Origin of the sequence: Microbacterium rhizomatis (assembly GCF_008710745.1) — a bacterium.
Classification (GTDB): domain Bacteria; phylum Actinomycetota; class Actinomycetes; order Actinomycetales; family Microbacteriaceae; genus Microbacterium; species Microbacterium rhizomatis.
Map to the genome: position 1 here is coordinate 96,261 of NZ_VYSA01000006.1, position 26,076 is coordinate 122,336.

Consider the following 26,076-nt stretch of genomic DNA (forward strand, 5'->3'; position numbering starts at 1 on the left):
TCTCCTTCGAAAGATCTCAGATGGATGCCGGGGCATCCGCGGCGACGCGGACCCAGGCGGAATCGTGGTCACTGGAGCGTTCGACGGCGTCGAGCACGCGCTGCACCGACAGCCCTTCCGCGAAGCTCGGATGCGGTTCGGTGCCGTCGGCGATCGCGGTGACGAAGTCGACGACCTGGTGGGTGAACCCGTGCTCGTAGCCGAGCATGTGACCCGCGGGCCACCAGGCGGCGACGTAGGGATGCACGGGTTCGGTCACGAGGATCTTGGCGAAACCCTGCCGGTCCTCCGGCGCCGTGCGGTCGTAGAACTGCAGGCTGTTGAGGTCTTCGAGATCGAACGCGAGCGCGCCCTTGTCGCCCGAGACCTCGATCGTCAGGGCGTTCTTCCGCCCCGTCGCGAACCGCGTCGCCTCGAACGACACCAGCGCGCCGCCCGCGAGGCGCCCGGCGAAGATCGCCACGTCGTCGACGGTGACCCTGCCGGTCCCCTCCGCGGCGGTGCCGGACAGGCCGGAGCCCGAACCCAGCAGTGGTCGCTCGGAGACGATCGTCTCGATCGTGCCCGACACCGCCGTGACATCCTGTCCGGTCACGAACTGCGTCATGTCGATGATGTGAGCCCCGATGTCTCCCAGGGCGCCCGATCCGGCGTGCTCCTTCTGCAGACGCCACGCCAGGGGCACGTCCGGATCGACGAGCCAGTCCTGACGGTACGCGGCGCGCACCTGCTGCACGCGGCCGATCACCCCCTGGGCGATCAGGTCGCGCATGTGGGTCACCGCCGGAACCCGGCGGTAGGTGAAGCCGACCAGCGACCGTACGCCGCGTTCGGCGGCCCTGGCCGCCGCCTCCCGCATCGCCTCGGCCTCGGCGACCGAGTTGGCGAGAGGCTTCTCGCAGAGCACGTGCTTGCCTGCCTGGAGCGCCGCGATCGCGATCTCGGCGTGCGAATCCCCCGGCGTCACGATGTCGACGATGTCGATGTCGTCGCGCCCGATGACGTCGCGCCAATCCGTGGCCGATTCGAGCCAGCCCCACTTCTCGGCCGCGGCGGCCACGGCATCCGCGTTCCGGCCGACGACCACCGTCATCTCGATCGATTCGGGCAGGTCGAAGACCCGCGGCGCCTGACGCCAGCCGACCGAGTGGGTGGCCCCCATGAAGCCGTATCCGATCATCGCCACCCGCAGCGGCCGACCCTGCCCGGTCATGCCAGGACGACCTCGCGCTCGACCGGGACGCGGTTGGTCACGTAGCGGCCGGGGCCACCGTCGACACCGGGCATGATCTGCATGTACAGCAGGCGCATCGTCAGGACGACCTCGACCGTGAGCTTCTCGCCCGCGGCCGGAGCATGATCGAGCGGGATCACGATCTCGGGCTTGTCGGCGACGAACCACAGCGTCTCGGACTGCTCGGGCAGCTCTTCGATGCGGTAGCTCGTGCCGTTCAGCTCGAAACGCAGGTCGTCTTTCGGCACCGGGACGCCGTTCACGGATGCGGCGACATCGTCGACCGCCGACAGCCACAGGCTGCGGTACCAGGGGATCTGGACCGAGACGGCGATCGCGTCGTCGCGACGGTGCACGTCGTTCTCGGAGAAGAGGGAGTTGTGGGTGGCCATGAGGGCTCCTCGGTCAGACGTGGATCAGTGGAAGGTGTCGACGAACGTGTCGTGCGCCACGGGCGGCACCGGCTCGAGCTTCTGCACGGTGGTCGGGCTGTAGGGGTGGTTCTGGCTCGGCACCGGTGCGTCGGCCGGTGGCATGAACACCGGCTTGCCGTCGTCGCCGAAGTACATGAGATCCAGGTCGAAAGCGCCCTGGTTCTTCACGCCGAAGCTGACCCAGTTCTCTTCGAACGGCGCACGGGCCAGTTCGTAGCAGCGGAACTTCCAGAACTTCCACTCGCCGTCCTGCTTGCGGAAGTCGATCGCGTACTTGCACCACACCCAGTGGGCCCAGACCTTCTTGCCGAGCACCTCATCGGGCGAGTACATGTCGGGGAACGCCTCGGCCACCTTCGGGTCGGTGAGGCCCGACTCGGTGCCGGCCATGAGCCAGACGCCTTTGGCGGTCTCGCCGTCGCCCGCGACCTCGATGACGGGGGTCGTCGTCGCGTGGAGGATGAGCTTGCCCTCGGGGCTCGGGCGATCGCGGTGGTAGCGGGTCACGCTCTCCCAGGTCGTGTACTCGCCGGCGTTCGTGTAGCGCGCGCGGATGCCCTCGGTACCCTCGGCGACCCAGAGCGGGATGATCTGCTCGTCCTGGAACGCGTTGTGCAGGTACATGTACCGGTTGAAGAGGTTCTCGACCTGCCCGCGGTCTTCGGCGCGCTGCGCGAGCCGCGTCGCATCCTCGACCTGGGCGCGGAGGCTCTCGATCTGCTCCTGGAGCTGCGCGAGCGAGGGCTCGGCCCGCGGTACCTCGATGACGGTGTCAGACATGAGCATCCTCTTTCACGGTCTCTTCGATCGCCTTCGTCATGAGGGCGTGCTGCTTCTTGACCAGGTCGATCGGGTCGGACTCGCCGAGGTCGGAGAACGCGTGGCCCTCCCACTCACTGGAGAGGTAGCCCTGGTACCCGCCCTTGACGAACTGGCGGACGATCCGCGGGATGTCCATCGCCGGTTCTTCTCCGTCGGCGCCGATGTCGTAGAACTTGGCGTGCACGTGGAAGATCTGCGGCATGATGTCGAGCCACTCCTCCGGCGGCACGAGTCCGTGCATGTTGAAGGCGAGGCGCGTGAACGGGCCGAACCGGAGCGGATCCACGCCCTCCCCCGACAGGTAGTCCTCGAACTTCTGGTTTCGCACGTGCATCGGCGCCTGTTCGTGCCAGATCTCGTCCATCACGGGGAAATGCTTCTCGTCCATGCCCATCTGGCCGAGCGTGCGCAGCAGCGTCGGCGACAGCGAGTGCATCGTCGAAGAGAAGTCGGCGGTGAAGCCGAGGCGCTCGGACTGCAGCTCGTCGTACATCTCGCGCATCTGCAGCACCTGCGGATTGTTCGGTCCCGACGGTGCGTGGATCTCGTAGCCGAGGTACTGGTCGTACTTCTCGGCGAGCGGCAGGAGGCTGCGCAGCAGCTCCTTGCCGTGCGAGCGGATGACGACCTTCTTGAAGCCGAGCGTGTGCGCGGTCTTCAGCTGCCGGGCGAGGAAGTCGTGCTCTTCGTCGAGAGTCATGTCGCGGTCCTTGCGGCGACCCATGTCGAGGTTCGTGCCCACGGCGCTGGCTTCGAGGCCGTACTTCTCGAGCGAGTCGAACCACAGCTTCACGAACGCATCGTCGACGTCGGGATACGTGCGCAGCAGCTGCGCGATGTTGAACTCGACGCCCGGGCCGATGCCTTCTTCTGCGACGGCCGCGATCAGGGTCTCGGGCGTGTACAGCCCGGCCGCGAACTCGCTCGTCATCGAGTAGAGGGTCGTCCCCAGCTTGATGCCGGTGCCGGCGATGCCGTTCTCTTCAGACATGTTCATGCCTTTCTTCAGGCGCGCGCGGCGACTGCGTGATGGGCGGACAGGATGCTGCGGGCCTCGCCCGCATCGGTGATCATGCGCGAACCGGCAGCGGTCGCCGCCGAACGCTGGACGGCCTGCTCACCGGCGATGATGTCGAACGGGCTCTGCCAGTAGTTCCAGTGCCAGCCCTCGTACTCGCTCGAGATCGCGCCGCTGTAGCCGTTGTCGACGAGGAGCGCGATGAGATCGCGGACCGGCACAGACGGCTCTTCACCGTTCTCGTCGATCCCGAAGAACTTGCCGTGCACGTGGGTGATCCACGGCATGATCTCGAGCCAGTCATCCACGCGCGCAGGGCCGAACAGGCCCGTCCCGTTGATCCCGAAATCGATCCCGAGATCCGGTCGGCCGTTCTGCGCGGCGAGTCCGATGAACGAGCCGAACCGCTGCCCGTGCTCGGTCTGGTCGACGGGCGGTCCCTGCTCGTAGTAGACGTTCCACAGGTCGACGACCTTGGCGAGCAGTTCCTCGGATGCTCCGCGACGACGGTAGGCCTCGATCAGCGACGGGGCGAAGCCCGAGACTGTCGCGCCCCAGTCCATCGTGAAGCCCAGGTAGGGCGACCCGACCTTCTCGAAGCGGTCGCGCAGCGCCAGGATCCGGGGATGCGAGGCGTACTGATCGGCGTGCACCTCTAGGGCGAGCCGGACGCCGTACTCCTCGGCGATCGGCGCGAGGGCTTCCATCGAGTCGGGGGTGATCGAGATCTGCACCCGCGCGACGGGGAATCCGAGCTTCGCGGCCGCGGCGATCTGGCGCCGCATGTACTCGATGAGCTCGTCCTGGTTCAGGAGGCGGTCGCGGTGGATGCCGATATCGGCGTTCACCGCGAGCGACGTGCGCACGAGCCCGACCTCGTCGACGAGGTCGCGGAACCAGCCCGCGTACCGGTCGTCGACCTCGGGGAAGCCGCGGAAGCTCGAGAACCCGATGATCTCGAGCCCCGGGCCGAGGCTGTCGGCCGCGACCTTCCGGATGAGACCTTCGAGGTCGTACTCGCGCCCGTGGAACGCACGGGTGAAGCTGTAGAGCGTGACGCCCTGGACGGGCGTCCCCGGTGCCTGTGCGAGAGTCATGCTGCGACCGCCTTCATGGTCTTGGTGTCGTGCTCCTCGATGTGCAGCGTCTCGCCGTCGCCGATGATGATGTACGGGATGAAGAGCGTCAGCTCGACGTCGACCTTGTGCTCGGCATCCGCGCTGACGGGCACGTCTCCGGAGAGAACGGCCGAGTCCATAGGGAACCACCATTCGTCTGCGCTGGCCGACAGCTCGGCGAACGTGAATTCGCGGCCGTTCATCCGCCAGCGCAGCGACTCGGTCGACGCGGGAACGCCGTCGATCGTGAGACCGGCCCCGGCGATGCAGGAGCCGGGGAGGGCCCGATACCAGGGGATGCGCACCTCGACGGCGGCGCGCGCGCCGTCGGTCGTCAGAGTGCCCTGCTCGATGATGCGGTCGGGGATCACCACGACCTCCTCGTCTGTGAGAGGCGAGATGAGCTCGCCGACTTCTTTGTCATTATTTCCACATTCTAATGTCGTTTTCAGACATAAGCAAGATCAGGATGCCAGTGAATCGGCGATCGTGCGGGCACCGCGCACCGCGAGCGCCACCGATGTCAGGGTCGGATTGCACGCCGTCGAGGTGGGGATCACACCGTTGCCTGCCACGTACAGGCCGTCCACGCCCCACACCCGGCTGCGGTCGTCGCACACGCTCGCGCCGTCATCGACCTCACCCATCCGCGTCGTGCCCTGATAGTGCAGCGACGCGCCGAGCGGCATCGTGAACGGGCGCGGGTCGAGGGGATCGCCGACGGCCTGCCCGAGGCGGACGATCTCTTCACGGGCCCGGTCCATCACCTCGTGGTCGAGGGGGGTGAGCCGGTAGTGGATGCGGATCGCGGGAAGACCGTACGAATCGACCGCCACATCGTCGAAGACGACCCGGTCGTCGCGCTGCAGGTCCTTGGCGCAGAACAGCCCCAGGCCCACGATCGATCCCGGCTGCACGACATCGTCGTCCGCGAGCGGCACGGGCGAGGCATCCAGCTGCATGACCTGCCCGTGGAAGGGCATGTCGTCCGTGAACGGCACCCAGCTCACCCCGCTGTACTCAGAGAGCGTGCCGTCGGCGGGCACGTCGGTCGCGAGGTCGGGCACATCCCGCAGCCGCGTGGCGAACACGATCTGCGCCTGGTCGTTGAGGTAGCGCCCCAGGGCATCGGGACGGATGCCGGAGGCCCACAGCAGCTGCGGAGTCCGGAGCGCATCCCCGGCGATGACGACGACGCGCGCGCGCACCTCGTGACTCTCGCCGGTGCGCTGATCGCGCACCTCGACACCCACGGCACGACGGCCCTCCACGAGGACGCGCGTGACGAGCGACTCGTCGTGCAGCGAGTAGTTCGGGTTCGAACGGGTGGCCTCACCGAGGACGACGTCCGACCCCGACCACACGAGACGTCCGTCTTCCCGTCGGTGCACAGCCAGCGGCATCCGCTGCACCCGGGCCTCAGCGGCGCGGCCCTCGTCGACCGCCGCGGCGAGCCGTTCGCGCACGAGAGCGCCGAACGGCGCGCCGTCGAACGCGTCGGTCGTGACACCCAGGAGGCGATCGGCCTCATCCAGCAGCTGGTCCAGGTCTTCGACGAACGCGATGCGCTCGCTGCCTCCGGGTCGCGGGCACGCCGCCGTCCAGTGCGCGCCCATCCCTCCGACGTTGCTCGACATGGCCGCGACGGGAAGGCCGTCCTCGTCGTCGAGCTGGTAACCGTCCGCCAGCAGGAACGTCCCCGGCCGGCCGATGCGCTGCCCGCTCTTGACGGCACCCGGGGAGCTGACCGTGGCGGCGTCCGCGCTCGGGCCCTGCGACGCATGCTGCGCCTCGGCGCGCCGCGCGGTGTCCTCGATGTTCTTGACGTGCGCACCCGGTGGGTCCGACACGGTCGGCCCGACCTCGAACATCGCGATCGTCGCCTGCGGCGCGCGCTCGCTCAGGATGCGGGCGTAGGCCGCCCCGGTCGGCCCGCTGCCGACGATCGCGACGTCGACGGATGCCGGGTACTCCCGGTCGCTCATGCGTCGGCCGCGAGCTGCGAGATGAGCTTCACCGACTCGGTCGAGGCGGTCTGCGGGTAGTACTCGAGCCCGATCGGACCGTCGTAGCCGGACGCCCGGAGGGTCGCAAGCGCCGCGGGCCAGTCGATCGAGCCGGTGCCCGGCTCGCCACGGCCCGGTGCGTCGGCGATCTGCACGTAGCGGATCAGGTCACCCGCGTTCGCCAGCTCGGCAGCGACGTCCTCGCCCTCGACGGTGGAGTGGTAGAGGTCGTACAGGACGCCGAAGAAGGGCGAGTCGACGCCACGGGCGACGTAGACGCCCTCGCTCGTGCGGTCAAGTAGCGATCCCGGGTGATCGACGCGCACGTTCACCGGCTCGAGCACGAGCGTGATCCCCGACCCGTCGATCTGGGCGGTCGCCTTCTGGTAGATCTCGACGAGCTTGTCCAGCTGCACCTGGCGCTTCCAGCCGCCGAAGCCCGTACCGCTGCCCACGACGATGCGCGGGCAGCCGAGCATCTGCGCGATCTCGACGCCCTCGTCGAGCTTGCGGTAGAACTCCGAGTGATCCCACGGCGGAATCATGAACTGCGTGCGCGGCTCGCTCAGCTGAGCGGTGAGCTCGGTGCCGGTCTCTTCGAGCGCTGCCTTGAGCGCGGGCAGGTCCTTCGGCGTGGCCGGGGCGTCGACGCCGGTCGGCCCCCACATCTCCACCGCGGTGAAGCCCGCTGCTGCTGCCGCGCGCACGCGGTCGTGATAGTCGCCGGCCTCGGTGAAGAGGAGTTCGATGTTGGGTGCGAGCTGATACATGGATCGTCCTTCGGGGTCAGAACATCGGATGGTCGTGGGCGGCATGCACGGGGACCTGTTGCAGCACGTCCCAGTGCTCGACGATCCGGCCGTCCTCGAATCGGTAGATGTCCGCGACGGCGGCGTCGGGCGCCCCGGGTCGCGAGGCCTTCACGTGCACCATGGCGAGGTCGCCGTCCACGAGGATCCGCTGGATCTCGAACGTGGCGTCGGGCGATCCGTCGAACTTCGGCGTCAGCATCTCGATCGCCGCGTCGGGTCCGTCCGGCACGTTGGGGTTGTGCTGCGTGTAGTGGTCCGAGACCAGGTAGGCGAAAGCATCCGCCACGGTCTTCTGCGTGTAGAAGAGGTCGCAGAACCTCTCGAAGGCGGCGCGGTTGTCGGTCATGATTCAGCCCTTCAAGCCGCCGGCGAAGCCCTGGATGAAGCGCTTCTGGGCGAACAGGTAGAACGCGAGGATAGGGATCATCGAGATGATCACGATCGCGAAGATCTGGTTCCACTGCGAGACGAGCGAGCCGATGTAGTAGTACATGGCCACAGGCAGGGTCTGCGCGGTCGAGCCGCCCAGGAAGATGAGCGACGTGAAGAAGTCGTTCCACACGATCAGTCCCGCGAGGATCGCGACAGTGCCGGTGGCCGGTGCCATCAGCGGGAAGACGATACGGAAGAAGATCTGCGTGCGGCTCGCGCCGTCGATCGCGGCCGCTTCCTCGTACTCGGTGCCGAGGCCTCGGAAGAACCCGGCGTAGAGGAAGATCGCGAGCGGCATCAGCATCCCGCTGTAGAGGATGATCATTCCCCACGCCGAGCCTGTGAGGCCGAGCGTGCGCGCGCCGATGTAGAGAGGCACCGTGCCGAGCTGCGTCGGAAGCACGATCGCGACCAGGAACAGGTAGTACACCACCGTGCTCCAGCGGCGCGTGCTGCGAGCGAGCACGTACCCGGTGAGCGAGCCGAGCAGCACCATCAGGAAGATGCTCCCGGCCGTGATGATGATGCTGTTGAGGAGACCGAGGAGGACGTTGGACTGCCCCGTGGCGGTGAGCACCTTGGCGAAGTTGTCGAGTGTCGGGGTGGTCGGCAGGGCGAGCTTCGACGTCGCGAAGACCTCGTTGTCACCCTTGAGCGAGATCGTGATGAGGAAGTAGAAGGGGGCGAGGTAGACGATCGCGACGAGCCAGAAGATGACTTCGCGCAGGGCGCTGAGCTTCGTGTAGCGGAACATGTCAGTCTCCCGTGGTCCGTCCCTGCGCAACGCGCTGCTGGAGCACGGCGAAGATCAGGATGATGATGGTCAGGATCAGGGCGAGGGCCGCGCCGTACCCGAAGTTGCCGAGCGAGAAGGCCTGCTTGTAGACCTCGGTCGCCAGGGTGGCCGTCGCGTTCGCGGGCCCGCCTCCGGTGAGCGCCATGATCTGGTCGAAGATGCGGAGCCCCTGCACGAGACCCAGCGTGGTCGCGATCGCGATCGCCGGGCGGATCGACGGAAGGGTGACGTGCCAGAAGCGCTGCCAGAGGTTCGAGCCGTCGATCGCGGCGGCCTCTTCGATCTCGACGGGAACGCTCGCGAGCCCGGCCATGTAGATGACCATCGCGAAGCCCGTGCTCTGCCAGACCACGACGATGAGGACGGTCCAGATCGCCCAAGTGGGGTCGGCCAGCCACGGCCGGGCGAGTGATCCGAGTCCGACCGCGTTGAGGATCACGTTCAGCGGACCGTCGAACTGGAAGATGAACTTCCAGATGTAGGAGGTGGCGAGCGGGCTCAGCACGACCGGCATGAAGAAGAGCGTGCGGAGGATGTAGCGGGTCTTGAGGATGCGGTTGAGGCCGACCGCGAGAACGAGGCCCGCCACATTGGAGAGGATGACCGAGCCGAAGGCGAGGAACAGGGTGTTGCGGAGGGCGGCGATCTTCGTCGGGTCGGCGAAGATCTTGCGGAAGTTGTCCAGGCCGATCCAGTCGAAGGATCCGATCCCGCTCCAGTTCGTGAAGGCGAAGACCCCGCCCGCAGCGGTGGCGACGTAGTGGATCGCGATGACGAAGACGACGCCGGGCAGTGCCCACCACCAGTAGCCGAACTTCAGGACACCGGGCCGCCGGGAGCGGCCCCGACTCGGCTTCTTGCGCCTCTTGGGCACGATCACGAGCTCGGTCTCGGACTGATGCATCGTCGCAGTCATGTGTACGTTCCTCCGTTGTCCACCGGCGGCCACCGGGGCTCTTCGCCCCGGTGGCCGCCGGATGAGATCACTGGTCCCAGGCGGTGTCCATCGACGCCAGGACGGAGTCGACGGTGGACTGGCCCGTGAGGAGCCCCTGCACTCCGGTCGCGAGTGCGTCGTACACCGAGGCGTTGGGCCAGTTGGTGTTCGCCAGCGGGGTGTAGTCGCCGTTGTTGAGCTCGTCGGCGACCGCGGAGTAGATCGTGGTCGACAGGTCGAGGTCACTCAGGCCGCTGATCGGAAGGCTGCCTGCGGCATCGGCGAAGATGCCCGCCTGCGCCGGCTGGGCGATCCAGTCGAGGAAGGCCGCGGCCGCCACGCTGTTCTTGGACGCCTTGTTGATCGCGAGCGAGTACGTCGGGCTTGCGACGCCGTAGGCCTTGTCCTTCGAGGTCGCCGGCGGGAAGGACTGCGCGACGAACTTCTGGTCGGGGGCGGCTTTCTGCAGCTCGGTCGCCGAACCCAGGGGCCCGAAGAAGCCGACGTTCGCGCCGGTGCTCATCCCGGTGGTGATCGCGTCGAAGCCCGCGCCCTCGGCACCGGCCTGGAAGCAGCCGGCGTCGTACATGTCCTTGACCGTCTGGAGGGTGTCCTTCCAGCCCTGGCTGTCGGCGAAGGTCACCTTGTTGTCGAGGCGCTGCTGGTTCCAGTCCGGCGTTTCGGCGTAGACGCGTGTCGCTGCGATGATCGATGCCGTGATCCCCGCGTTCGGCACGGTCGAGCCGGCGAGCACGAACAGCGTCTTGCCCGCGGCGGCTGCGCTCTGGCACTGCGACTTCAGTGTCGTCCAGTCCTTCGCGAACTCGGTGATGCCCGCGGCCTTGGCCGCGACCTCGTTGTAGACGATGCCGGCGTACGAGATCGTGAGCGGCAGGCCGTACGTGGTGCCGTCGATGCCGAAGAGCGACTCCGTGCCCGCGGGGATCAGCGCGGTGGCCGCGTCGTCGAGGGGTGCGAGGAACCCGGCCTGGGCGAGGGGGATGACGCTGCGGGTCTGGCCGCTGCCGGCCTCGGTCTCGAGGACGTCCGACGCGTTGCCCGCCTGAAGCTGCGTGCGCAGCGTGTCGCCGTAGGTGTCGTTCGGCTGCGGGTTCAAGGTGATCTTGACGTCGGGGTTCGCCTTCTCGTATTCCTTCACGAGCACCTCGAAGGGGCTCTCGACGTTGTTCGAGGTGGCGTACGTGAGGGAGAACTCGTTCGTGTTCGCGGCGCTGGAGGTGCCGCCCGACGAGCTGCCGGAGCATCCGGCGAGGATGAGTGCGCCCGCAACGGGAATGGCGATCGCGCCGATCCGGAGTGCTCGGGAGCCACGGTGCTGTGTCATGTCCAGCCTTTCTGACTACGTTGTCGGCTGCTCGGTCATCGAGTGGCCTGCTGTTCCCTCAGTATCCCCGCGATGTGCAGAAAACGCACATAAGTCTTCCCGATATGCGGCATAAGCCGGGGCGAGTCAGGGTCGCAACGTACATCGCACTCAGCTATCCCGCAGGGTTGTGGCATAGATGACGCTGATAGAGTTCGTGCACCCGCTTCCGAAGCCGAAGGATCACATCGTCGTGACCGATCATGCGCTGCTCTCGCGTCTGGATCTGAATCTGCTCGTCGCTCTCGACGCGCTGCTGACCGAGCGGAGCGTCACGCGCGCCGCCGAACGGCTCCATCTGAGCCAGCCCGCCCTGAGCGCGTCTCTGGCACGTCTGCGCATGCACTTCGGCGACCCGATCCTGGCCAGGCGGGGAAACACCTACGAGCTGACCCCGTTCGCCCTTCGGCTCGCGGAGCACACGACGACGGCCCTCGAGGCAGCTCGCCGAGTGTTCGAGAGTCAGGCCACGTGGGCGCCGACCGAGTCGGTCCGCGAGTTCGCGATCTACGGCAGCGACTACGGCTTCGTCACGATCGGCAAGGCGGTCGCCGAACTCGCCGCCGAGCGTGCCCCCGGAGTGCGCTTCCGCTTCATGCTGCACAACCAGACGATCGTGGAGGATGCCCCCAACCGCCTGCGGTCCGCCGACGGGATGGTGATCCCGCACGGTCACATGACCGACCTTCCTTTCGCCGACCTCTGGCACGACGACTGGGTCGCCGTCGTGTCCGAGAACAACGCCACGGTGGGCGACGACCTCACGATGGAGGATGTCGCCGCCCTGCCGTGGGTGATGACCTACCAGTCGCGTTCGGCGTTCACCTCTGCGGCGCGGCAGATCCAGCAGCTCGGCATCGAGCCGCACGTCGAGGTCGTCGTGGAGAGTTTCCTCGCGCTCCCGCACTTCGTCGCCGGCACCAACAGGATCGGTCTCATCCAGGCCGCGCTCGCGCCCGTCGCGCGCGGGGTCGGAGGCGTCCGGATCGTCGAGCTGCCCTTCAGCGCCACCCCTCTCACGAACGCCCTGTGGTGGCATCCCGTGCACGACCGCGACCCCGAACACCTGTGGATGCGTCACCTGTTCGAAGAGGCCGGTCGCCTGGTCGAAGCATCCGTCCACACCTCCGCCTGACACGCGCCGGCCGCCGGTTCGGCTCGCGAGACGCGGCTCCGGCACCTTCCCTGGCGGGGTGCAGGTTCCTTGGCCGCGTCTCGCGGAGGGGTCGGTCGTCAGGCCGACGTGGGTTGGAGCGAGCGCATCGCCGCGCGGATGAGGTCGTGCTGGCGCCGTACGAGCACGAGCGGGTCGACCTCGCCGAGCTCGGCGAACGCGTGCCCCTCCCACTCGCTCGACCAGTAGCCGCGATAGCCGCCTTCGACGAACACACGGACGAGCTCGGGGTAGTCGATCGCCGGCTCTTGCCCGTTCTCGTCGATGTCGTAGAACTTGGCGTGCACGTGGAGGATCTGCGGCATGATGTCTGCCCACTCCTCCGGCGCGACATGCCCGTGCATGTTGAACGCGAGATGAGCGAAGGACCCGAGCCGGCCGGGGTCGAAATCGCGGCTCTTCAGATAGCCGATGAACTCCTGCTGGCGCTCCTGCATGGTCGCGTCGGTCGCCCAGATCGCCTGCAGCCTGTCGAGCGCTTCGTCATCGAGCCCCGCGCGCTGGACGCCGCGGAGCAGCGTCGGCGACATCGAATGCATCGTGGACGAGAAGTCGGCGACGAATCCGAGCAGCGGCGAATCGAGCTCGGCGTACGTCTCGCGCACCTTCATGATGGGTTCCGAGTTCGGGCCCATCGGGGCGTGGATCTCGTAGGCGAGCTTCAGCTCCAGGTCTTCCGCGATGGGAAGGAGCCTGCGCAGCAGCTCAGGCTTCGCACTCTGGATGCGCACCAGGGGGAAGCCCAGCTTCCGCGCGCCGTGGAACATCAGCTCGCTGAACTCGAACTCTTCATCGGGCGTCATGTCGCGGTCGCGGCGGCGCCCCATGTCGAGGTTCGCACCGAACGAGCTCTCATCGAAGCCGTGGCGGTCGAAGGCCGCGCGCCACGTGCGCACGAATTCGTCCGAGACGACCGGGTAGGTCGGCACGACCTGCGAGGCGACGATCTCGATGCCCGGTCCGATGCCCAGCTCGGCGACGCGATCGAGCAGCCCGTCGAAGTCGTACCAGCCGGCCCGGAATTCGGCGCTCGCCGAGTACAGCGTCAGTCCGAGGGCGAACGGGTCTTCCTCGGTCGCCGGGGGCGGAGGTGGCACCTCTGAGACGAGCGCGGGGGCCGCGGCATCCCGATCCGTCACCGTGAGGGTGCGCACGTCGCGCACGAAGTTCGGGACGTACATGCCGGGGCCAGCGTCAGTGCCCGGGGCGATCTGCATGTACGGCAGCCGCAGCTGCCCGACGAGGGTGACGTCGTGGCTCTCGCCGAGCGCGACCGGCACGGCCCTGCGCACCACGAGGAGGGGATGCTGCTGCAGGAACCAGAGCGTCTCACTCTGCTCGGGGATTTCGTCGAGCGTGTACGAGACCCCGTCGAGCTCGAAGCGGATGTCTTCGTCGGAGATCTCGTCGCCGTCGATCGTGAGCGCGAGGCTCGTCACCGACGACAGCCAGAGGCTGCGGTACCAGGGGATCGTGAGCGAGAGCGCGAGTCCGTCGGGGTGCAGCCGCAGGCTGTCGTCGTGGATCAATCCATTGGGCATGGTGCGTCCGTTCTTCAATCGAGACCGCCGGCGATGCGGCGGATCAGGGAGTGCTGGCGGCGGACCTGTTCGATCGAGCGCCACGGGGCCCGTTCGCCCTCGTACTCGCTGGACAGGTAGCCGGTGTAGCCCGAGTCCTTGAGCGCCCTGAGCACCGGCTCCCACGGGATCTGCTGATCCTCCTGGTTCTCGTCGATGTCGTGGAACTTCGCCTGGATGAACACGACGTACTTCGCGATGTCGGCGATGTCGGCAGGGTCGACACCGATGCCGTCGAGGAACGCGGGGCGCCGGCCCGGAAGTTCACCGGGGCGGAGCGGAATCGGGCGGTCCTGGAAGATCCCGGTATCCAGCAGCAGGCCGAAGTGCTTCGTGCCGGTGCGTTCGATCAGGCCGATGTAGTCGTCGACGACCTCGTGCTTGATCGGCGTCGGAGAATGGATCTCGGGGCAGATGACGACATCCAGCTCCGCAGCGAGGTCGAGCGAGCGCTCGACGGACTCGGTCCAGATCGGGTGCGGGATCAGATCGCTCGAGACGACGCCGATCTTCGGTCGCACGAAGCGGAAGCCGAGCGTCTTCGCGAGCCGCAGGTCGCGCTGGAGGATGTCGGCACCCTCGGCCGCCGTGAGGTCTCGGGCGTGGACTCCGCTCGAGTGCAGACGCGTGTCGATCCATGAGCCGTAGTTGGTCGGCTCGAGCGCGTACTTCTCAAGCAGCGCGAACCATCGGTCGATCCACGCGGAACTCGGCGACGGATAGCCCTCGATGTGACCCTCGCCGAGGATCTCGATGCCCGTCGCACCCACGTCCGCGACGGCGGCGAGCGCCGTTTCGAGGTCGAGCACCGTGCCGTAATCGGTCATGTAGCTGTAGAGCGAAACCCCGTACTGGAAGGGGCCGCCGTCGGCCTGGGGAGACAGGGTGATATGCCGGGTCTCGCGATAGGTCGAGGGCTGGTGCTCCTGCGGGATATACGACATCCGCAGCCGCAGTTCGATCGACACCTCGTGGGTGCCTTCGGGCAACCCGCCGGCGAACGGGACGGTGACCACGGCGGCCTCCTCCAGCGGCCAGCGCACACCGTCGCTGTCCCACAGCTGCTGCAGCGTATAGGTGCGACCGGCGAACGTCCACAGCGGCGCGTCGGCGGGAACGTCGACCAGGTCGCCGACACGTACCGAGATGCCGTCGACGAGCGAGGCGGCCATCCCCCGATACGACGGCATCCGGATGCGCAGCTGGAAGCCGGTGACCCCGTCGCCGTCGCGGACATTGCGGAAGCCGACGGCCTGGATGAGGTCTCTTTCGAGAAGCATCGATGCTCACTCTCTGATCAGTGGTGGCCGGAGGCACGCGCGAGCGACCATTCCCCACCAGGCTAGCAAGAAATGCCACTTTCCTACATAAGCAAGTCGGATGTGCGCATAACCGTGGCGCGGGACCGGCAACCTCGCGGCGGTCGCACAATAGAGCGTCAGCGAATCGCAGGCGAGTACTCTCGACTGCACCCCGTCCGAGGGAGAAGTGATCAGATGAGCGGCTCTACTCCTCCGCCGTCGCCCGCCGAAGGCTCTCCGTCCGGCGACTCACCCGCTGGATCGCGCCGCGATCCGAGCGAATGGCTGGGTCTGGCGCGACCGGTGTCTTCCGCTGTCGCGCAGACGCAGCGACTGCTGCTCCAGCACATCCTGCAACGCCAGAAGCACTAGAGCGCCCGATCGACCTCAGACGGCGAGCGGGGCGGCAGGCGAAGGCGTGCGAACGTGCTTCGCGAGCCCGTCCAGCAGCAGGTTCACGCCGAAATCGAATGCCGCGGCCTGACCGAACGGCTGTGCGGCATCCTCGGCACGTACCGCATGAGCGGCGGCGATGACTCCCAGCGAATCGGCCTGCATGCGCTGCTGCTCGTGGGCGACGTGACCGAGCAGGAACTGCAGTATCGCGTCGGCGCCCGCATCCACGATGTACGCGTCGAAGTCACCGAGGCCCAGGGCTGCGCGGAGGCGCTCCCGGGCAGCGTTCCCGCCGAGTCCGAGCGCGAGTGAACTGGCGACCAGCTCGGCGCCGTCGCGATAGGCCAGAAGGGCCTCGCGGAGTGCTCGCGCCGCGGCGAGCGCCCGGCCGGCCCACGTATCGCCCTCCCGCTCCGGAGGAACGGGGGCACGGTCGAGGATGCGGTCGGACACCGCCGCCAGCAGGGTCTGCTTGTCGGTGAAGTGCCAGTAGAGGGCGCTCGGCTGCACGTCGAGGGCCCCGGCCAGCCGCCGCATCGTCACGTCCGCCAGGCCGGTCTCATCGAGGAGGCGCAGCGCGACCGCGATGACGTCTTCGCGCGAATTGCGCACCGCGCCTGGTGTCATCCGGACCACTCCCCTGCACTCGATCGAACTCCTTGACGCTAACATGAACGGTGTTCAGGTGAACGGTGTTCATGTCGATCGCCGTGCCGACACCGCACCCTCTGCCCGGATCGGAATCATGTCTCGCTCTTCGTCGATCGGCTTCTCCGATCTCACCCGCGTCGCCATCTTCGCCGCCCTGATCGCCACCCTCGGCATCCCCGGCTCGATCCCCGCCTTCGGCGGCGCGGTTCCGATCACCGCCCAGACCCTGGGCGTCATGCTCGCCGGCGCGGTCCTGGGGCCGTGGCTCGGCGCGACGGCGGTCATCGTATTCGAGGTGCTCGTGCTGATCGGGCTCCCCCTCCTCTCGGGCGGACGAGGCGGCGTCGCCGTGTTCGTGGGGCCATCCGCCGGCTATCTGCTCGGGTGGATCGCCGGGGCCTTCGTGATCGGCCTGATCCTGCGCACGGGCCGCCGCCGCCCGACGTGGTGGCGGACCGCTCTCGCGTGCTTCGTCGGAGGCGTCGCCGTCGTGTACGCGATCGGGGTGCCCGTGCAGTCGTTCGTCACCGGACTTCCCCTGGGCGCGACCGCGCTGTCGAGCCTCGTCTTCCTGCCGGGGGACCTGATCAAGGTGGCTGTCGCGTCGGCGATCGTCGTGGCCCTGTGGCGGGCCTACCCCGCCGCCTTCCACCGCGTGGGCGTGGCTCAGCCCGCGGAGCGCGATCGGGTCGCTGCTGCAGCCGGAGGGGATGCGGGCTCGCGGTGAGAGCGCCCGGCCTGCGCCGCGGGGCGGTCGCACTCGACGCAGACGAGGTGTCGTCCCTCATCGCAGCGCGATCCGGCGCCGCCGCAGCTGCCGTCGTCGCGGGGAGAACGCTGGTACCGATCTCCGCGACGGATCCGATCGAGGCGGTCGCGACCCTGCTCGCCGTGCGCGCGGCGAGCGGTATCGGGATCATCACCGACGACCGCTCGGGCCCCGACCGCCGGGCCCGAGCGCTGCTGTGCTCCGGCACCGCCGAGGCAGCGGCGGTCCGGCAGGCGCCGCAATCGATCGACGGACGCCCCGCATGGGCATCCTTCACGTCGGGGAGCAGCGGCTCGCCTCGGCTGCTGCTGCGCACCGACCGCTCGTGGGCCGACTCGTTTCCTGCCGTCGGGTCCTTGCTCGCGCTGGACGGCGATGACACCGTCCTCCTCCCCGCGCCCCTGTCATCCTCCCTCTCGCTCTTCTCGGTTGCCCACGCGGCGGCAACGGGAATCCCCCTCCGCTTTCCGGCACACGCAGCGCTCGTGGCCGAGGACATCACCGACGCGACGATCACCCACACCACGCCGCACGGACTCCGCGCGATCATCGAGCTGATCGAGGGCGGCAGTGCGCATCGGCTCCGAGCCGCGCTCGTCGGCGGCGACGCGCTGGATCGGGGCCTGCGCGATCGTGCCGAGAGTCACGGCATCCGCACCATCGCCTACTACGGCGCCGCCGAACTGTCGTTCGTCGCGATCGACGTCGACGGCCGGGGCCATCGGCCGTTCCCCGGCGTCGACGTGCAGATCCGCGACGGCGAGTTGTGGGTGAGGTCGCCCTACCTCGCGCTCGGGTACCTCGGCGCCGACGGGGGAGCCTTCCGGCATGACTCGGACGGATGGGCGACGGTGGGAGACCGTGCCGCCTTCGCCGGGGCTCGCTCCTCGTCCGGCGATGACGGTCCGCGCATCGTGCTGCGCGGACGTCGCGATGCGGCCATCCAGACCTCGTCGGCGACCGTCATCCCCGCGGATGTCGAGGCAGCCCTTCGAGCGGTCGACGGTGTCCAGGATGCTGTCGCCTTCGCCATCCCTCACTCCCGAGCCGGATCGCTCGTCGGTGTGACCGTGCAGTTCGCGGCGCACGGCGCGCCTCTCACGTCCGCCGACCTGCGCGATCGAGTGCGGTCGATGCTCACGCTGACGCACCTCCCGAGGCGCTGGTTCGTCAGCCCAGAGCTGCCGCGCACACCATCGGGCAAGCCCGAACGTTCGAGGATCCGCGACGAAGCGCTGAGCGGACGGACGGCGAGACTTGACTGAGTCCGCGACCCGGCCGGACGGCGTCCCCGTGATCGTCGCCGCGCGCAGGACCCCGATCTCCACGGCCGGCGGGCGCCTGTCACGGTTCGGCGTCGAGGGACTGGCCGCCGCGGCCCTCCGCAGCGCAGCCGCCGACGCGGCGATCGCGACGGGAAGGGACATAGCGGTGGGCGACGTCATCCTGGGCAACTGCATGGGGCCCGGCGGAAACATCGCGCGACTGGGGGCGCTCGCCGCGGGATTCGACCTGACAGTACCCGGCATGACCGTCGATCGGCAGTGCGGGAGCGGCCTGGCCGCCGTGGCGACGGCTGCGGATGCGATCCGCGCGGGTGAGGCGCGCATGATCCTCGCCGGAGGCGCCGAAAGCGCCTCGACCGCGCCCCTGCGCATCGCCGATGGCAGGGCCTATCCCCGCGCGGCCTTCGCCCCCGCGGGCTTCCCGGATCCCGAGATGGGCCCCGCGGCGGAAGCGCTGGCCGCCCATGACGACATCGATCGCGGGGCGCAGGATGCGTACGCCCTCCGCAGCCACAACCTCGCGCGCGCCGCCGAGCTCTCCGGCCGCTTCGACGCCGAGATCGTGCCGGTGGGCGGCGTGCACCACGACGACGGACCCCGCGACGGACTGGAGCGGATGCTGTCGCGCTTCGCGCCGCTCCACCCCGGCCAGGCGCCCGACGGGGTCGGCACCGTCACGGCGGGCAACTCCTGCCGCATCAGTGACGGAGCGGCCGCCGTCGCCCTCGTCCCGGCATCCGCGCGGCGTGGCGCACCCGGCCTCGCGGTCATCGGACACGCGACGGTGGGCTGTGATCCGGCGCTCCCCGGCGTCGGGCCGGTCGCGGCTGTCGAACGTCTGCTCGGGATGACGCGGGTCACCCTCGACGACGTCGCCGCGATCGAGATCGTCGAGGCGTTCGCGGCGCAGGCCCTCGCCGTGCTCGGCCGCCTCGGTCTGCGCACCGGGGAGGGGATCGACCCGCGCGTCTGCGCCGACGGCGGTGCGCTGGCCCTCGGACATCCGTGGGGCGCGAGCGGGGCGATCGGCATCGTCAGGCTCTTCTCCCGTCTGGTCCGCTCGGGGGCACCTGCGGGCACTCGAGGACTCGCGATGGCCGCGGTCGGCGGCGGGATGGGCGTCGCCCTGCTCGTCGAGGTCGTGCGATGACGGCGTCGATCGCGCTCTCGGGCGTCGCCGTCGATCGCGGAGGGCGACGCATCCTCGAGGATGTCTCGGTGCAGCTCGACCAGCGCCGCATCGCGGTCGTCGGCGCGAACGGCTCGGGGAAGTCGACGTTCGCACGTCTCCTCAACGGGCTGGTCACCGCGTCCTCCGGATCGATCTCGGTACACGGACTCGACCCCGCACGCGAGGGCAGGGCCCTCAGGCGCCGGGTCGGCTTCGTCTTCAGCAACCCGGACGCCCAGATCATCATGCCGACCGTGGCCGAAGACGTCGCCTTCTCGCTCCGTGGACGCGGACTCGATCATCGGTCGAGCGAGGACCGTGTCGCTGCGGCGCTGGACGCCGTGGGCCTCACAGCCCTCGCCGAACAGTCGGCGCACAGCCTGTCGGGCGGCCAGAAGCAGCTGCTCGCGCTGGCCGCGATCCTCGTCACCGAGCCCGACCTGATCATCGCCGACGAACCGACCGCCCTCCTCGACATGGCGAACGCCCGACGCATCGTCGATCACCTCTTCGACGCGACCTTGCGACAGCTCGTGCTCGTGACCCACGACCTCCGGCTCGCCGCTCGCTGCGACATCGCGCTGCGCTTCGACGGCGGGCGCCTGGTCGATGCCGGATCTCCGGAGAAGATCATCGCCGACTACGAGCGGACAGCGGCATGATCTCGCTGTACCGGCCGGGTGACAGCGTCCTGCATCGCCTTCCGGCAGGGGTGAAGATCCTCGCGTTCGCCGTCATCGCGGTCGCCGTGAGCGTCTTGGCCGCCTCCCCGATCGGGCTCGGCGTCGCTGCCGTACTGACGATCTGCGTGTACGCGCTGGGGGGGTTCGGGCCGCGTGAACTCGTGCGGCAGGCGCTCGCCATCAAATGGGTGGTCGTGGTGATGCTCCTCACCCAGCTCGTCTTCCTGCCGCCCGTCACCGCGCTCACCAACACGGGGCGCGTCGTGGTCGTCGTCGTGCTCGCGTCGCTGATCACGCTCACCACACGGGTGCCGGCGGTCCTGGACAGCGTCGAGCGCGGGCTCGCTCCGCTCCGCCGGCTCGGCGCGGACCCGGCGGCGGTCGGGCTCGTGCTCGCCCTCACGATCACCGCGATCCCGGTGATCGCCGGGTTCGCCACCGCGATCCGTGAGGCTCAACGTGCTCGGGGCGTGCGGGTCGGACCGCACACTGCCGTGGTGCCTCTCCTGGTCATGTCGATCAAGCACTCCGATGAACTCGCCGAGGCTCTGGCTGCTCGCGGGGTCCAGTAGCGCCCCGCCCCCTGCTCAGCCGCGCCCGCGCACCGATGTACGCAGTGAGTAGAGGCTGGTCGTCGCCGTCAGGAAGAGGATGTTGCGCTGCACCCCGCCGAACTCGAGGTTCGAGACGGGCTCGGGCACGTCGATCCGCAGCAATTCGACACCCTCGTCATCGAAGCAGCTGACGCCGTCGCGCGTGGCCGCCCAGATCCGCCCGGCGGAGTCGACGCGGATCCCGTCGAAGCCGCGACCGTCACGCACGAGGGTGCGTCCCGTGCTCATGACGTCATCGGCGCCCGGGTCAAGCGCCGAGATCGTGTCGCGCTCGCTGTCGACGACGTAGAGGACCCGCTCCGCGGCACCGAATGCGAGCCCGTTGGGCTGGGCGAACCCGCCCGAGACCAGGACGGGGTCCGCCGAACCCTCGGTCCACCTGTACAGACCGCATAGGTCCTGGTCCGGGACCGCCTCGTGCCCCTCGTAGTCACTCACGATGCCGTAGGTCGGGTCGGTGAACCAGATCTCGCCGGCCGCGCTGACGACGACATCGTTCGGACTGTTCAGCCTGCCGCCTCGGTAGGACGATGCGATCACCACCTCACTCCCGTCGTGCTCGCGCCTGACGACCGCACGATCACCGTGCAGGCAGGTCACGAGGCGTCCCACCGGATCGTGGGTGCGACCGTTCGCGAAGCGCGACGGCTGATCGAACACGGTGACCGCGCCGCTCATCCCGTCCAGACGCAGCGTCCGGTCGTTCGGGATGTCGCTGAAGAGCACGTAGCGGCCCTGAGCAGAGTACGAGGGTCCTTCGAGCCACCTGCCGCCCGTGAAGTGCACGCGCAGATGGGCGTCCGTACGCACGCGGCTCATGCGTTCATCGAGCACGGTCAGCCGGGCGGGAACCGTTGCGTCCGGTCGGTGCCCGCGGCGGTTCTCAGGCACGTCGCTCGATCGGCGACGGCCCCGCCTCGGCCCGCAGGCGCACGAGTGCGCTGTACACCTTGCCTCGGTAGGCCTCGAGCTCTCGCACCCGCTCGGCATCGATGTCGCCGGTCAGGCCGCTCCCCGACTTGACGCCGAAGCGCCCCTCCGACACGGCATCGAGGATGAGCTGCGGGGGCGCCATGCGCTCGCCGTATGCCCCCTGCAGGGTGCGGAATCCGTCGGCGTACACGTCGAGCCCCGCCATGTCGGCGATCGCGAAGGGCCCGAAGAACGCCAGACGGAATCCGAACGTCGTCCTGACGATGGTGTCGACGTCGTCGACCGTGGCGACCCCCTCCTCGACGATGGCGGATGCTTCCTTCAAGAGGGCGTACTGCAGACGATTGAGGACGAAGCCCGGGACGTCGCCGACCCTGGCGCCCGATCTGCCCGCGGCGGCGAGCAGTTCCTTCACCACGTCCACGGCCCGCGGATCGGTGTGACGCCCCATGATGAGCTCGACTCCGGGAACGAACGGCGCCGGGTTGCTCCAGTGGACGTTCAGGAAGCGCTCCGGGCCCTGGACGGCCACGTCGAGTTCGTGAACGGGCAGCGTCGATGTGTTGCTGCCGATGATGGCGTCGGGCTTCGCGGCGCGCGAGATCCTGCCGAGCACGTCGTGCTTGACGGCGAGCACCTCCGAGACCGCCTCCTGGATGTAGTCGGCATGCGCCACGGCGCTCTCGATGTCGGCCGCGACCGAGAGGTGGGAGCGCACCGCCTCTGCGGCTCCGGGCTCGAACTCCCCCGTCCCCTCGAAGCGCTCGGCCTCGTCGACCAGCCGGCGCCCCGCTGCGGCGGCGGCCTCCGCCGAGACATCCGCGATCACGACGGGATACCCGGCTCGCGCCAAGGATTGAGCGATGCCGCCGCCCATGTACCCCGCGCCGACCACGGCGACGCTGCGGATGCTGTCGATCATTCCGTCCTCATTCCGGTAGGTGTCGCTGCGGCAGGATCGAGCGCAGGTAGTCACGGTTGCCCGCGCTGACGCTGAGGCCGTCGCCACCGTAGTTCTCGACGCAGAACGCCCCCGAGAATCCCGCGGATATCGCGACGGCGATCGCCGTGCGGTAGTCGATCACGCCGAGCGCCATCGAGGTGGGCGTGGTCATCGCGGCGCCCGTGGTGAAGTCTTCAGCGCGGGCGTAGTTCTTGACGTGCCAGTACCGGGCGTACGGCGCTGTTGCCGAGATGATCTCGAGCCACGGTTCCACCGGTCCGTAGCGGCGGACGAGGTTGCCGAGGTCGGGATTGATCCCGACCGCGGGGCTGCCGATGTCTTGGACGAGCCGGACGGCCCCCGCGGCCGTGCCGAGGTACGTGTCCTCGTACAGCTCGAGCGAGATCTCGACTCCCACCGACTCGGCATGAGCACCGAGCTCCTGGAAGCGCGTCACCGCGCGCCGCCACGTCGCCTCGTCGTCCGGATCGGCGGGTCCGGGCGCTGTCCAGAACCACAGGGCGGTCTGCTGCGCGGGAGTGAGCGGGCGCATCAGCGCGAGAGACACATGGCGAGCCCCCAGGGCGGCGGCCGTGTCGATCACGCGATGACTGTAGGCGAGGTTCTCGTCGCCGCTCTCGGGGTCGATCACGCTCCGACGAGCGGTGGAGATGGCGGGGATGCGCAGGCCGGCGTCGGCCACGGCATCCATGAAATCCGCCAGCCGCGATGGCGTGAGATCGGCCACGCGCACCCACGAGTCCGTCGGATCGACGTCGGTGAATCCGGCGCGCGAGACCTGATCGAGCGCGGCGCGCCAGATGTCGACGGGGGCGTCGTGCTGCCCGGGGAAGTTGAGCATCGCTGCCGCGATCACCCAGTCGTCGGCGTCACTCATCGCGGGCATCCGTCACCACCGATCCTCTCGCGGTCGATGCCGGAAAGCGTCGGCGTCGACTCTGCTGTGAGGCTATTACCTATCAGACAGGTTCGCAACGTGATCGTCATTCAGCTTCCTCGCGATCCCCGCGAAGTCAAGGGCGATGGCACTCGCAGGCTCAGGACAGATCAGCGTAGAGTTCGGGTGTGGGCATACCAGAACCAGCTCAGGAGCCGTCGCAGCGCACCGCGACGGCGGTCGTGGTCGACCACCTCGAGCGCGTCATCCTCGAAAGCGGTCTCGAACCCGGCGACGACCTGCCGTCCGAGGCTGACATCGCCGCCGAGCTCGGACTGAGCCGGCTCACCGTCCGCGAGGCGATCCGCACTCTGGTTGCCAGAGGTCTGGTCGATGTCCGTCAGGGTCGCCGGGCCACGGTCGCGCACGCGTCGGCCGAGCCCCTGCGGGCGTTCTTCTCTGCGGCGGTCCGGCGAGATCCGCGCGGGCTCCTGGAGCTCCTCGAAGTCCGCTTCGCGATCGAGGTCAGCGCGTCATCGCTCGCCGCGCGCCACGCGACACGCGCCGACCGCGAATCACTGGCGAACGCGCTCGCCGCGATGCGGGAAGCCGGAGCAGACGCCGATGCGTTCAATGCCGCCGACGTCCACTTCCACGCCGTGATCGCCTCTGCCAGCGGGAACCGGATGTTCGATCTCCTGGTCGAGGGCATGGAAGAGCCGCTGCACGCGAGCCGCGTCGCCAGCCTGTCGGGCTTTCTCGCGGAGGGGCGCGTGCTCGATGACCTCGTGGCGCAGCACGAGGAGATCTACGCCGCGATCAACGCGCGCACGCCACGCGCCGCCGGAGAAGCGATGCGCCGTCACCTCACCCAGACCCGACATGACCTCCGGAACGCCTCAGTGCTCGCCACGACGAAGGTCACGTGAGCGATCCGCGGTCCTTCAGCCGCCGCCTGGCACTCCTCGTCGCGGCAACGCTCTTCATGGAGAGCCTCGACGCGACGATCATCCAGACCGCCGCACCCGCGATCGCCCGCGACTTCGGGGTGCAGCCCGCAGATGTCAACACCGCCATGGTCGCCTACCTCGTCGCAGCCGGGATCGCGATACCCGCGAGCGCCTGGCTCGCGGCGCGCCTCGGAGACCGGGTCGTCTTCCTCGCGGCGATCGTCCTGTTCACGGTGGCGTCGATCGCATGCGCGAGCGTCGAGTCGCTCGCGCTCCTGATCGCCGCCCGCGCCGTCCAGGGCATCGGCGGGGCATTGATGATCCCCGTCGGCCGGCTCGCTGTTCTGCGTGAGATCCGCCCCGCCGATGTGCTGGATGCCGTGGCGTTCCTCACCTGGCCTGCCCTTCTGGCACCCGTCATCGCGCCGGCGATCGGAGGGATCCTCTCCGACACCGTCGGCTGGCGCTGGATCTTCCTCATCAACGCGCCGATCGGAATCCTCCTTCTCGCGCTCGGTCTCCTCCTCGTCCCCCGGACGGTCCGGCAGCCCGACGCGCGGCTCGATGGCGAGGGCTTCGCGCTCATGGCCGTCGCCCTGGTGGCGATCACATCCGGGGCCGAGCTTCTGAGCGGCGGGAGCGGCCCGGCGATCGCTGCGTCGCTCGCTCTCATCGCTCTCGGCGTGATCGCGGGCTGGGTCGCGATCACGCGGATGCGCCGCAGGGCGCGACCGCTCCTGGATTGGGGGATGCTGCGGATCCCCAGCTTCCGCGCCGCGAGCATCAGCGGTGGCGTCTACCGTCTCGTGATCACGGGCGCGCCTTTCGTCTTCACTCTGCTGTTCCAGGTCGGTTTCGGCTGGAGCGCGACCCGCGCCGGGCTCATGGTGATGCTCGTCTTCCTCGGCAACGTCCTGATCAAGCCCGCCACGAGCCCTCTCCTCCGACGATTCGGGTTCCGCACGGTGCTGATCGCTGCGAATCTGCTCGGTGCCCTCACACTCGCGACCTTCGTACTGGTACGCGCCGACACCCCGTTGTTCGTCGTCGGGCTGCTCCTGGTGTGCAGCGGCTCCCTGCGCTCGATCGGGTTCAGCGCATACAACACGCTCCCGTTCCTGGATGTGAAGGGCGAGGATCCGCGAAGCGTCAACACGCTCGTCGCGACGCTGCAGCAGGTTGCGATCGCACTGGGGATCGCTACCGGCGCCCTTCTGGTCAGATTCGGCACCGCAGCGTCCGGCGCGGTCACGGGCGACGAGGCGCTCGGCTACAGCTGGGCGCCCGGACTTGCGGCGCTGCTGCTCGTGCTCCCCCTGGGGGGAGCCATCCGGCTGCCCCGCGACACGGGATCGGGGGCGACGCGCCGTCGGGTCTCCGCCACCCATTCACCGCCGCAGAACCCGTGATCACCCGACCCTGTGGATAACTCACAGGGCATTTCCTTATCGATATACTAGTGTTCTTGCACAAGTTCGGTCTGGGAGGGCTTCGTGATGTCTGCTTTTGGTGTGGGCCGCGGCACGAGGACGTGCGGGTGTGGGTGTGGTGCTGGCGACGTGTCTGGTGTTGGGGTCGGGTGTGGTGTCGGCGACTGGGGCTGAGAATGATGGGGCTTCGGTGTCGCCGGTGGTGGGTGGGTTTGGTTTGGGTGATGGTGTGGAGGGTTTGATCGATGAGCGGGTGGGGTCGTTCGCGTTCGATGTGCGGTCGTCGGGGGTGGGGTTGCGGTGG

The 26,076-nt window shown here is 68.6% G+C and carries 28 protein-coding genes; 10 read left to right on the forward strand and 18 right to left on the reverse strand.

The window, feature by feature from the left end; all coding sequences use genetic code 11:
* Positions 1 to 16 precede the first annotated feature (16 nt).
* The 12 genes from F6B43_RS18700 to F6B43_RS18755 all read right to left on the reverse strand — a co-directional run bounded on the left by F6B43_RS18700 (position 17) and on the right by F6B43_RS18755 (position 10,954).
* Positions 17 to 1,180 (reverse strand): Gfo/Idh/MocA family protein, encoded by a 1,164-nt coding sequence (locus tag F6B43_RS18700; RefSeq protein ID WP_150450557.1) that lies wholly within the window; start codon positions 1,178 to 1,180, stop codon positions 17 to 19.
* 29 nt (positions 1,181 to 1,209) lie between these two features.
* The gene (locus tag F6B43_RS18705) at positions 1,210 to 1,626 is read right to left on the reverse strand and encodes a C-glycoside deglycosidase beta subunit domain-containing protein (RefSeq protein ID WP_150450533.1); all 417 of its coding nucleotides are present in this window, start codon (positions 1,624 to 1,626) and stop codon (positions 1,210 to 1,212) included.
* Positions 1,627 to 1,650: 24 nt separating this feature from the next.
* On the reverse strand, positions 1,651 to 2,448 hold the full coding sequence (locus F6B43_RS18710) for a nuclear transport factor 2 family protein (protein WP_150450534.1): 798 nt from the start codon (positions 2,446 to 2,448) through the stop codon (positions 1,651 to 1,653).
* Positions 2,441 to 3,481 carry a sugar phosphate isomerase/epimerase family protein gene (locus tag F6B43_RS18715; RefSeq protein WP_150450535.1) on the reverse strand — a complete coding sequence of 347 codons (1,041 nt, stop codon included), beginning with the start codon at positions 3,479 to 3,481 and terminating at the stop codon, positions 2,441 to 2,443. The genes F6B43_RS18710 and F6B43_RS18715 overlap by 8 nt, the downstream gene beginning before the upstream one ends.
* A 14-nt stretch (positions 3,482 to 3,495) precedes the next feature.
* Positions 3,496 to 4,605, reverse strand: coding sequence for a sugar phosphate isomerase/epimerase family protein (locus tag F6B43_RS18720; protein WP_150450536.1), 1,110 nt, complete (start codon positions 4,603 to 4,605; stop codon positions 3,496 to 3,498).
* Entirely contained in the window at positions 4,602 to 4,997 is a 396-nt protein-coding gene (locus tag F6B43_RS18725; protein WP_150450537.1) for a C-glycoside deglycosidase beta subunit domain-containing protein, read from the reverse strand. Before F6B43_RS18725 ends, F6B43_RS18720 begins: the two co-directional genes overlap by 4 nt.
* A 93-nt stretch (positions 4,998 to 5,090) precedes the next feature.
* A complete protein-coding gene (locus tag F6B43_RS18730; protein ID WP_150450538.1) occupies positions 5,091 to 6,611 on the reverse strand; it encodes a GMC oxidoreductase in 1,521 nt (506 codons plus the stop codon).
* Complete coding sequence (locus F6B43_RS18735; RefSeq protein ID WP_150450539.1) at positions 6,608 to 7,402, reverse strand: TIM barrel protein; 795 nt, start codon at positions 7,400 to 7,402, stop codon at positions 6,608 to 6,610. Before F6B43_RS18735 ends, F6B43_RS18730 begins: the two co-directional genes overlap by 4 nt.
* A 16-nt stretch (positions 7,403 to 7,418) precedes the next feature.
* The gene (locus F6B43_RS18740) at positions 7,419 to 7,790 is read right to left on the reverse strand and encodes a nuclear transport factor 2 family protein (RefSeq protein ID WP_150450540.1); all 372 of its coding nucleotides are present in this window, start codon (positions 7,788 to 7,790) and stop codon (positions 7,419 to 7,421) included.
* A gap of 3 nt (positions 7,791 to 7,793) precedes the next feature.
* Positions 7,794 to 8,630: a carbohydrate ABC transporter permease gene (locus tag F6B43_RS18745; protein WP_150450541.1), complete on the reverse strand. Its 837-nt coding sequence runs from the start codon at positions 8,628 to 8,630 to the stop codon at positions 7,794 to 7,796.
* A gap of 1 nt (position 8,631) precedes the next feature.
* The gene (locus F6B43_RS18750) at positions 8,632 to 9,588 is read right to left on the reverse strand and encodes a carbohydrate ABC transporter permease (RefSeq protein ID WP_150450542.1); all 957 of its coding nucleotides are present in this window, start codon (positions 9,586 to 9,588) and stop codon (positions 8,632 to 8,634) included.
* A 67-nt stretch (positions 9,589 to 9,655) separates the two neighbouring features.
* Positions 9,656 to 10,954 (reverse strand): ABC transporter substrate-binding protein, encoded by a 1,299-nt coding sequence (locus F6B43_RS18755; RefSeq protein WP_150450543.1) that lies wholly within the window; start codon positions 10,952 to 10,954, stop codon positions 9,656 to 9,658.
* A 232-nt stretch (positions 10,955 to 11,186) separates the two neighbouring features.
* On the opposite strand from F6B43_RS18755, the gene F6B43_RS18760 reads away from it, so the two are divergent.
* Positions 11,187 to 12,128 (forward strand): LysR family transcriptional regulator, encoded by a 942-nt coding sequence (locus tag F6B43_RS18760; RefSeq protein ID WP_150450558.1) that lies wholly within the window; start codon positions 11,187 to 11,189, stop codon positions 12,126 to 12,128.
* Between the two features lie 98 nt (positions 12,129 to 12,226).
* Here F6B43_RS18760 and F6B43_RS18765 read toward each other — a convergent pair whose 3' ends face one another.
* Both F6B43_RS18765 and F6B43_RS18770 read right to left on the reverse strand, forming a co-directional pair.
* Positions 12,227 to 13,708, reverse strand: a complete 1,482-nt coding sequence (locus tag F6B43_RS18765; RefSeq protein WP_150450544.1) for a C-glycoside deglycosidase beta subunit domain-containing protein — start codon at positions 13,706 to 13,708, stop codon at positions 12,227 to 12,229.
* Between the two features lie 14 nt (positions 13,709 to 13,722).
* Positions 13,723 to 15,027 carry a C-glycoside deglycosidase beta subunit domain-containing protein gene (locus tag F6B43_RS18770; protein ID WP_150450545.1) on the reverse strand — a complete coding sequence of 435 codons (1,305 nt, stop codon included), beginning with the start codon at positions 15,025 to 15,027 and terminating at the stop codon, positions 13,723 to 13,725.
* 216 nt (positions 15,028 to 15,243) lie between these two features.
* On the opposite strand from F6B43_RS18770, the gene F6B43_RS19705 reads away from it, so the two are divergent.
* On the forward strand, positions 15,244 to 15,420 hold the full coding sequence (locus F6B43_RS19705) for a hypothetical protein (RefSeq protein WP_170285745.1): 177 nt from the start codon (positions 15,244 to 15,246) through the stop codon (positions 15,418 to 15,420).
* Between the two features lie 15 nt (positions 15,421 to 15,435).
* Here the strand turns inward: F6B43_RS19705 and F6B43_RS18775 are convergent, their stop codons facing one another.
* Positions 15,436 to 16,071 (reverse strand): TetR family transcriptional regulator, encoded by a 636-nt coding sequence (locus tag F6B43_RS18775; protein WP_211368206.1) that lies wholly within the window; start codon positions 16,069 to 16,071, stop codon positions 15,436 to 15,438.
* A 118-nt stretch (positions 16,072 to 16,189) separates the two neighbouring features.
* On the opposite strand from F6B43_RS18775, the gene F6B43_RS18780 reads away from it, so the two are divergent.
* The 5 genes from F6B43_RS18780 to F6B43_RS18800 are packed head-to-tail and all read left to right on the forward strand — an operon-like array spanning position 16,190 to position 20,576.
* Positions 16,190 to 16,822 (forward strand): biotin transporter BioY, encoded by a 633-nt coding sequence (locus F6B43_RS18780; RefSeq protein ID WP_150450546.1) that lies wholly within the window; start codon positions 16,190 to 16,192, stop codon positions 16,820 to 16,822.
* Positions 16,819 to 18,129, forward strand: coding sequence for an AMP-binding protein (locus F6B43_RS18785; protein ID WP_246160054.1), 1,311 nt, complete (start codon positions 16,819 to 16,821; stop codon positions 18,127 to 18,129). Before F6B43_RS18780 ends, F6B43_RS18785 begins: the two co-directional genes overlap by 4 nt.
* A complete protein-coding gene (locus tag F6B43_RS18790) occupies positions 18,122 to 19,300 on the forward strand; it encodes a thiolase family protein (RefSeq protein WP_246160055.1) in 1,179 nt (392 codons plus the stop codon). Before F6B43_RS18785 ends, F6B43_RS18790 begins: the two co-directional genes overlap by 8 nt.
* The gene (locus tag F6B43_RS18795; RefSeq protein ID WP_150450547.1) at positions 19,297 to 19,983 is read left to right on the forward strand and encodes an energy-coupling factor ABC transporter ATP-binding protein; all 687 of its coding nucleotides are present in this window, start codon (positions 19,297 to 19,299) and stop codon (positions 19,981 to 19,983) included. The genes F6B43_RS18790 and F6B43_RS18795 overlap by 4 nt, the downstream gene beginning before the upstream one ends.
* A complete protein-coding gene (locus F6B43_RS18800) occupies positions 19,980 to 20,576 on the forward strand; it encodes an energy-coupling factor transporter transmembrane component T family protein (RefSeq protein ID WP_150450548.1) in 597 nt (198 codons plus the stop codon). Before F6B43_RS18795 ends, F6B43_RS18800 begins: the two co-directional genes overlap by 4 nt.
* Before the next feature lie 15 nt (positions 20,577 to 20,591).
* On the opposite strand, the gene F6B43_RS18805 is transcribed toward F6B43_RS18800, so the two are convergent.
* Genes F6B43_RS18805 through F6B43_RS18815 form a run of 3 tightly spaced genes read right to left on the reverse strand, consistent with a single transcriptional unit; the run spans position 20,592 to position 23,392 of the window.
* Positions 20,592 to 21,509 carry an SMP-30/gluconolactonase/LRE family protein gene (locus tag F6B43_RS18805; RefSeq protein ID WP_246160056.1) on the reverse strand — a complete coding sequence of 306 codons (918 nt, stop codon included), beginning with the start codon at positions 21,507 to 21,509 and terminating at the stop codon, positions 20,592 to 20,594.
* On the reverse strand, positions 21,502 to 22,473 hold the full coding sequence (locus F6B43_RS18810; RefSeq protein ID WP_150450549.1) for a 3-hydroxyacyl-CoA dehydrogenase family protein: 972 nt from the start codon (positions 22,471 to 22,473) through the stop codon (positions 21,502 to 21,504). The genes F6B43_RS18805 and F6B43_RS18810 overlap by 8 nt, the downstream gene beginning before the upstream one ends.
* 7 nt (positions 22,474 to 22,480) lie before the next feature.
* A complete protein-coding gene (locus tag F6B43_RS18815) occupies positions 22,481 to 23,392 on the reverse strand; it encodes a sugar phosphate isomerase/epimerase family protein (RefSeq protein ID WP_246160057.1) in 912 nt (303 codons plus the stop codon).
* 188 nt (positions 23,393 to 23,580) lie between these two features.
* Here F6B43_RS18815 and F6B43_RS18820 point away from each other — a divergent pair, with 188 nt between their 5' ends.
* From F6B43_RS18820 to F6B43_RS19785, 3 genes are all read left to right on the forward strand, one after another.
* Complete coding sequence (locus F6B43_RS18820; RefSeq protein WP_150450551.1) at positions 23,581 to 24,321, forward strand: FadR/GntR family transcriptional regulator; 741 nt, start codon at positions 23,581 to 23,583, stop codon at positions 24,319 to 24,321.
* Positions 24,318 to 25,751: an MFS transporter gene (locus F6B43_RS18825; protein WP_170285746.1), complete on the forward strand. Its 1,434-nt coding sequence runs from the start codon at positions 24,318 to 24,320 to the stop codon at positions 25,749 to 25,751. Before F6B43_RS18820 ends, F6B43_RS18825 begins: the two co-directional genes overlap by 4 nt.
* A gap of 130 nt (positions 25,752 to 25,881) precedes the next feature.
* Positions 25,882 to 26,076: hypothetical protein (locus F6B43_RS19785; protein ID WP_211368207.1), on the forward strand; the 195-nt coding region annotated here is incomplete at its 3' end.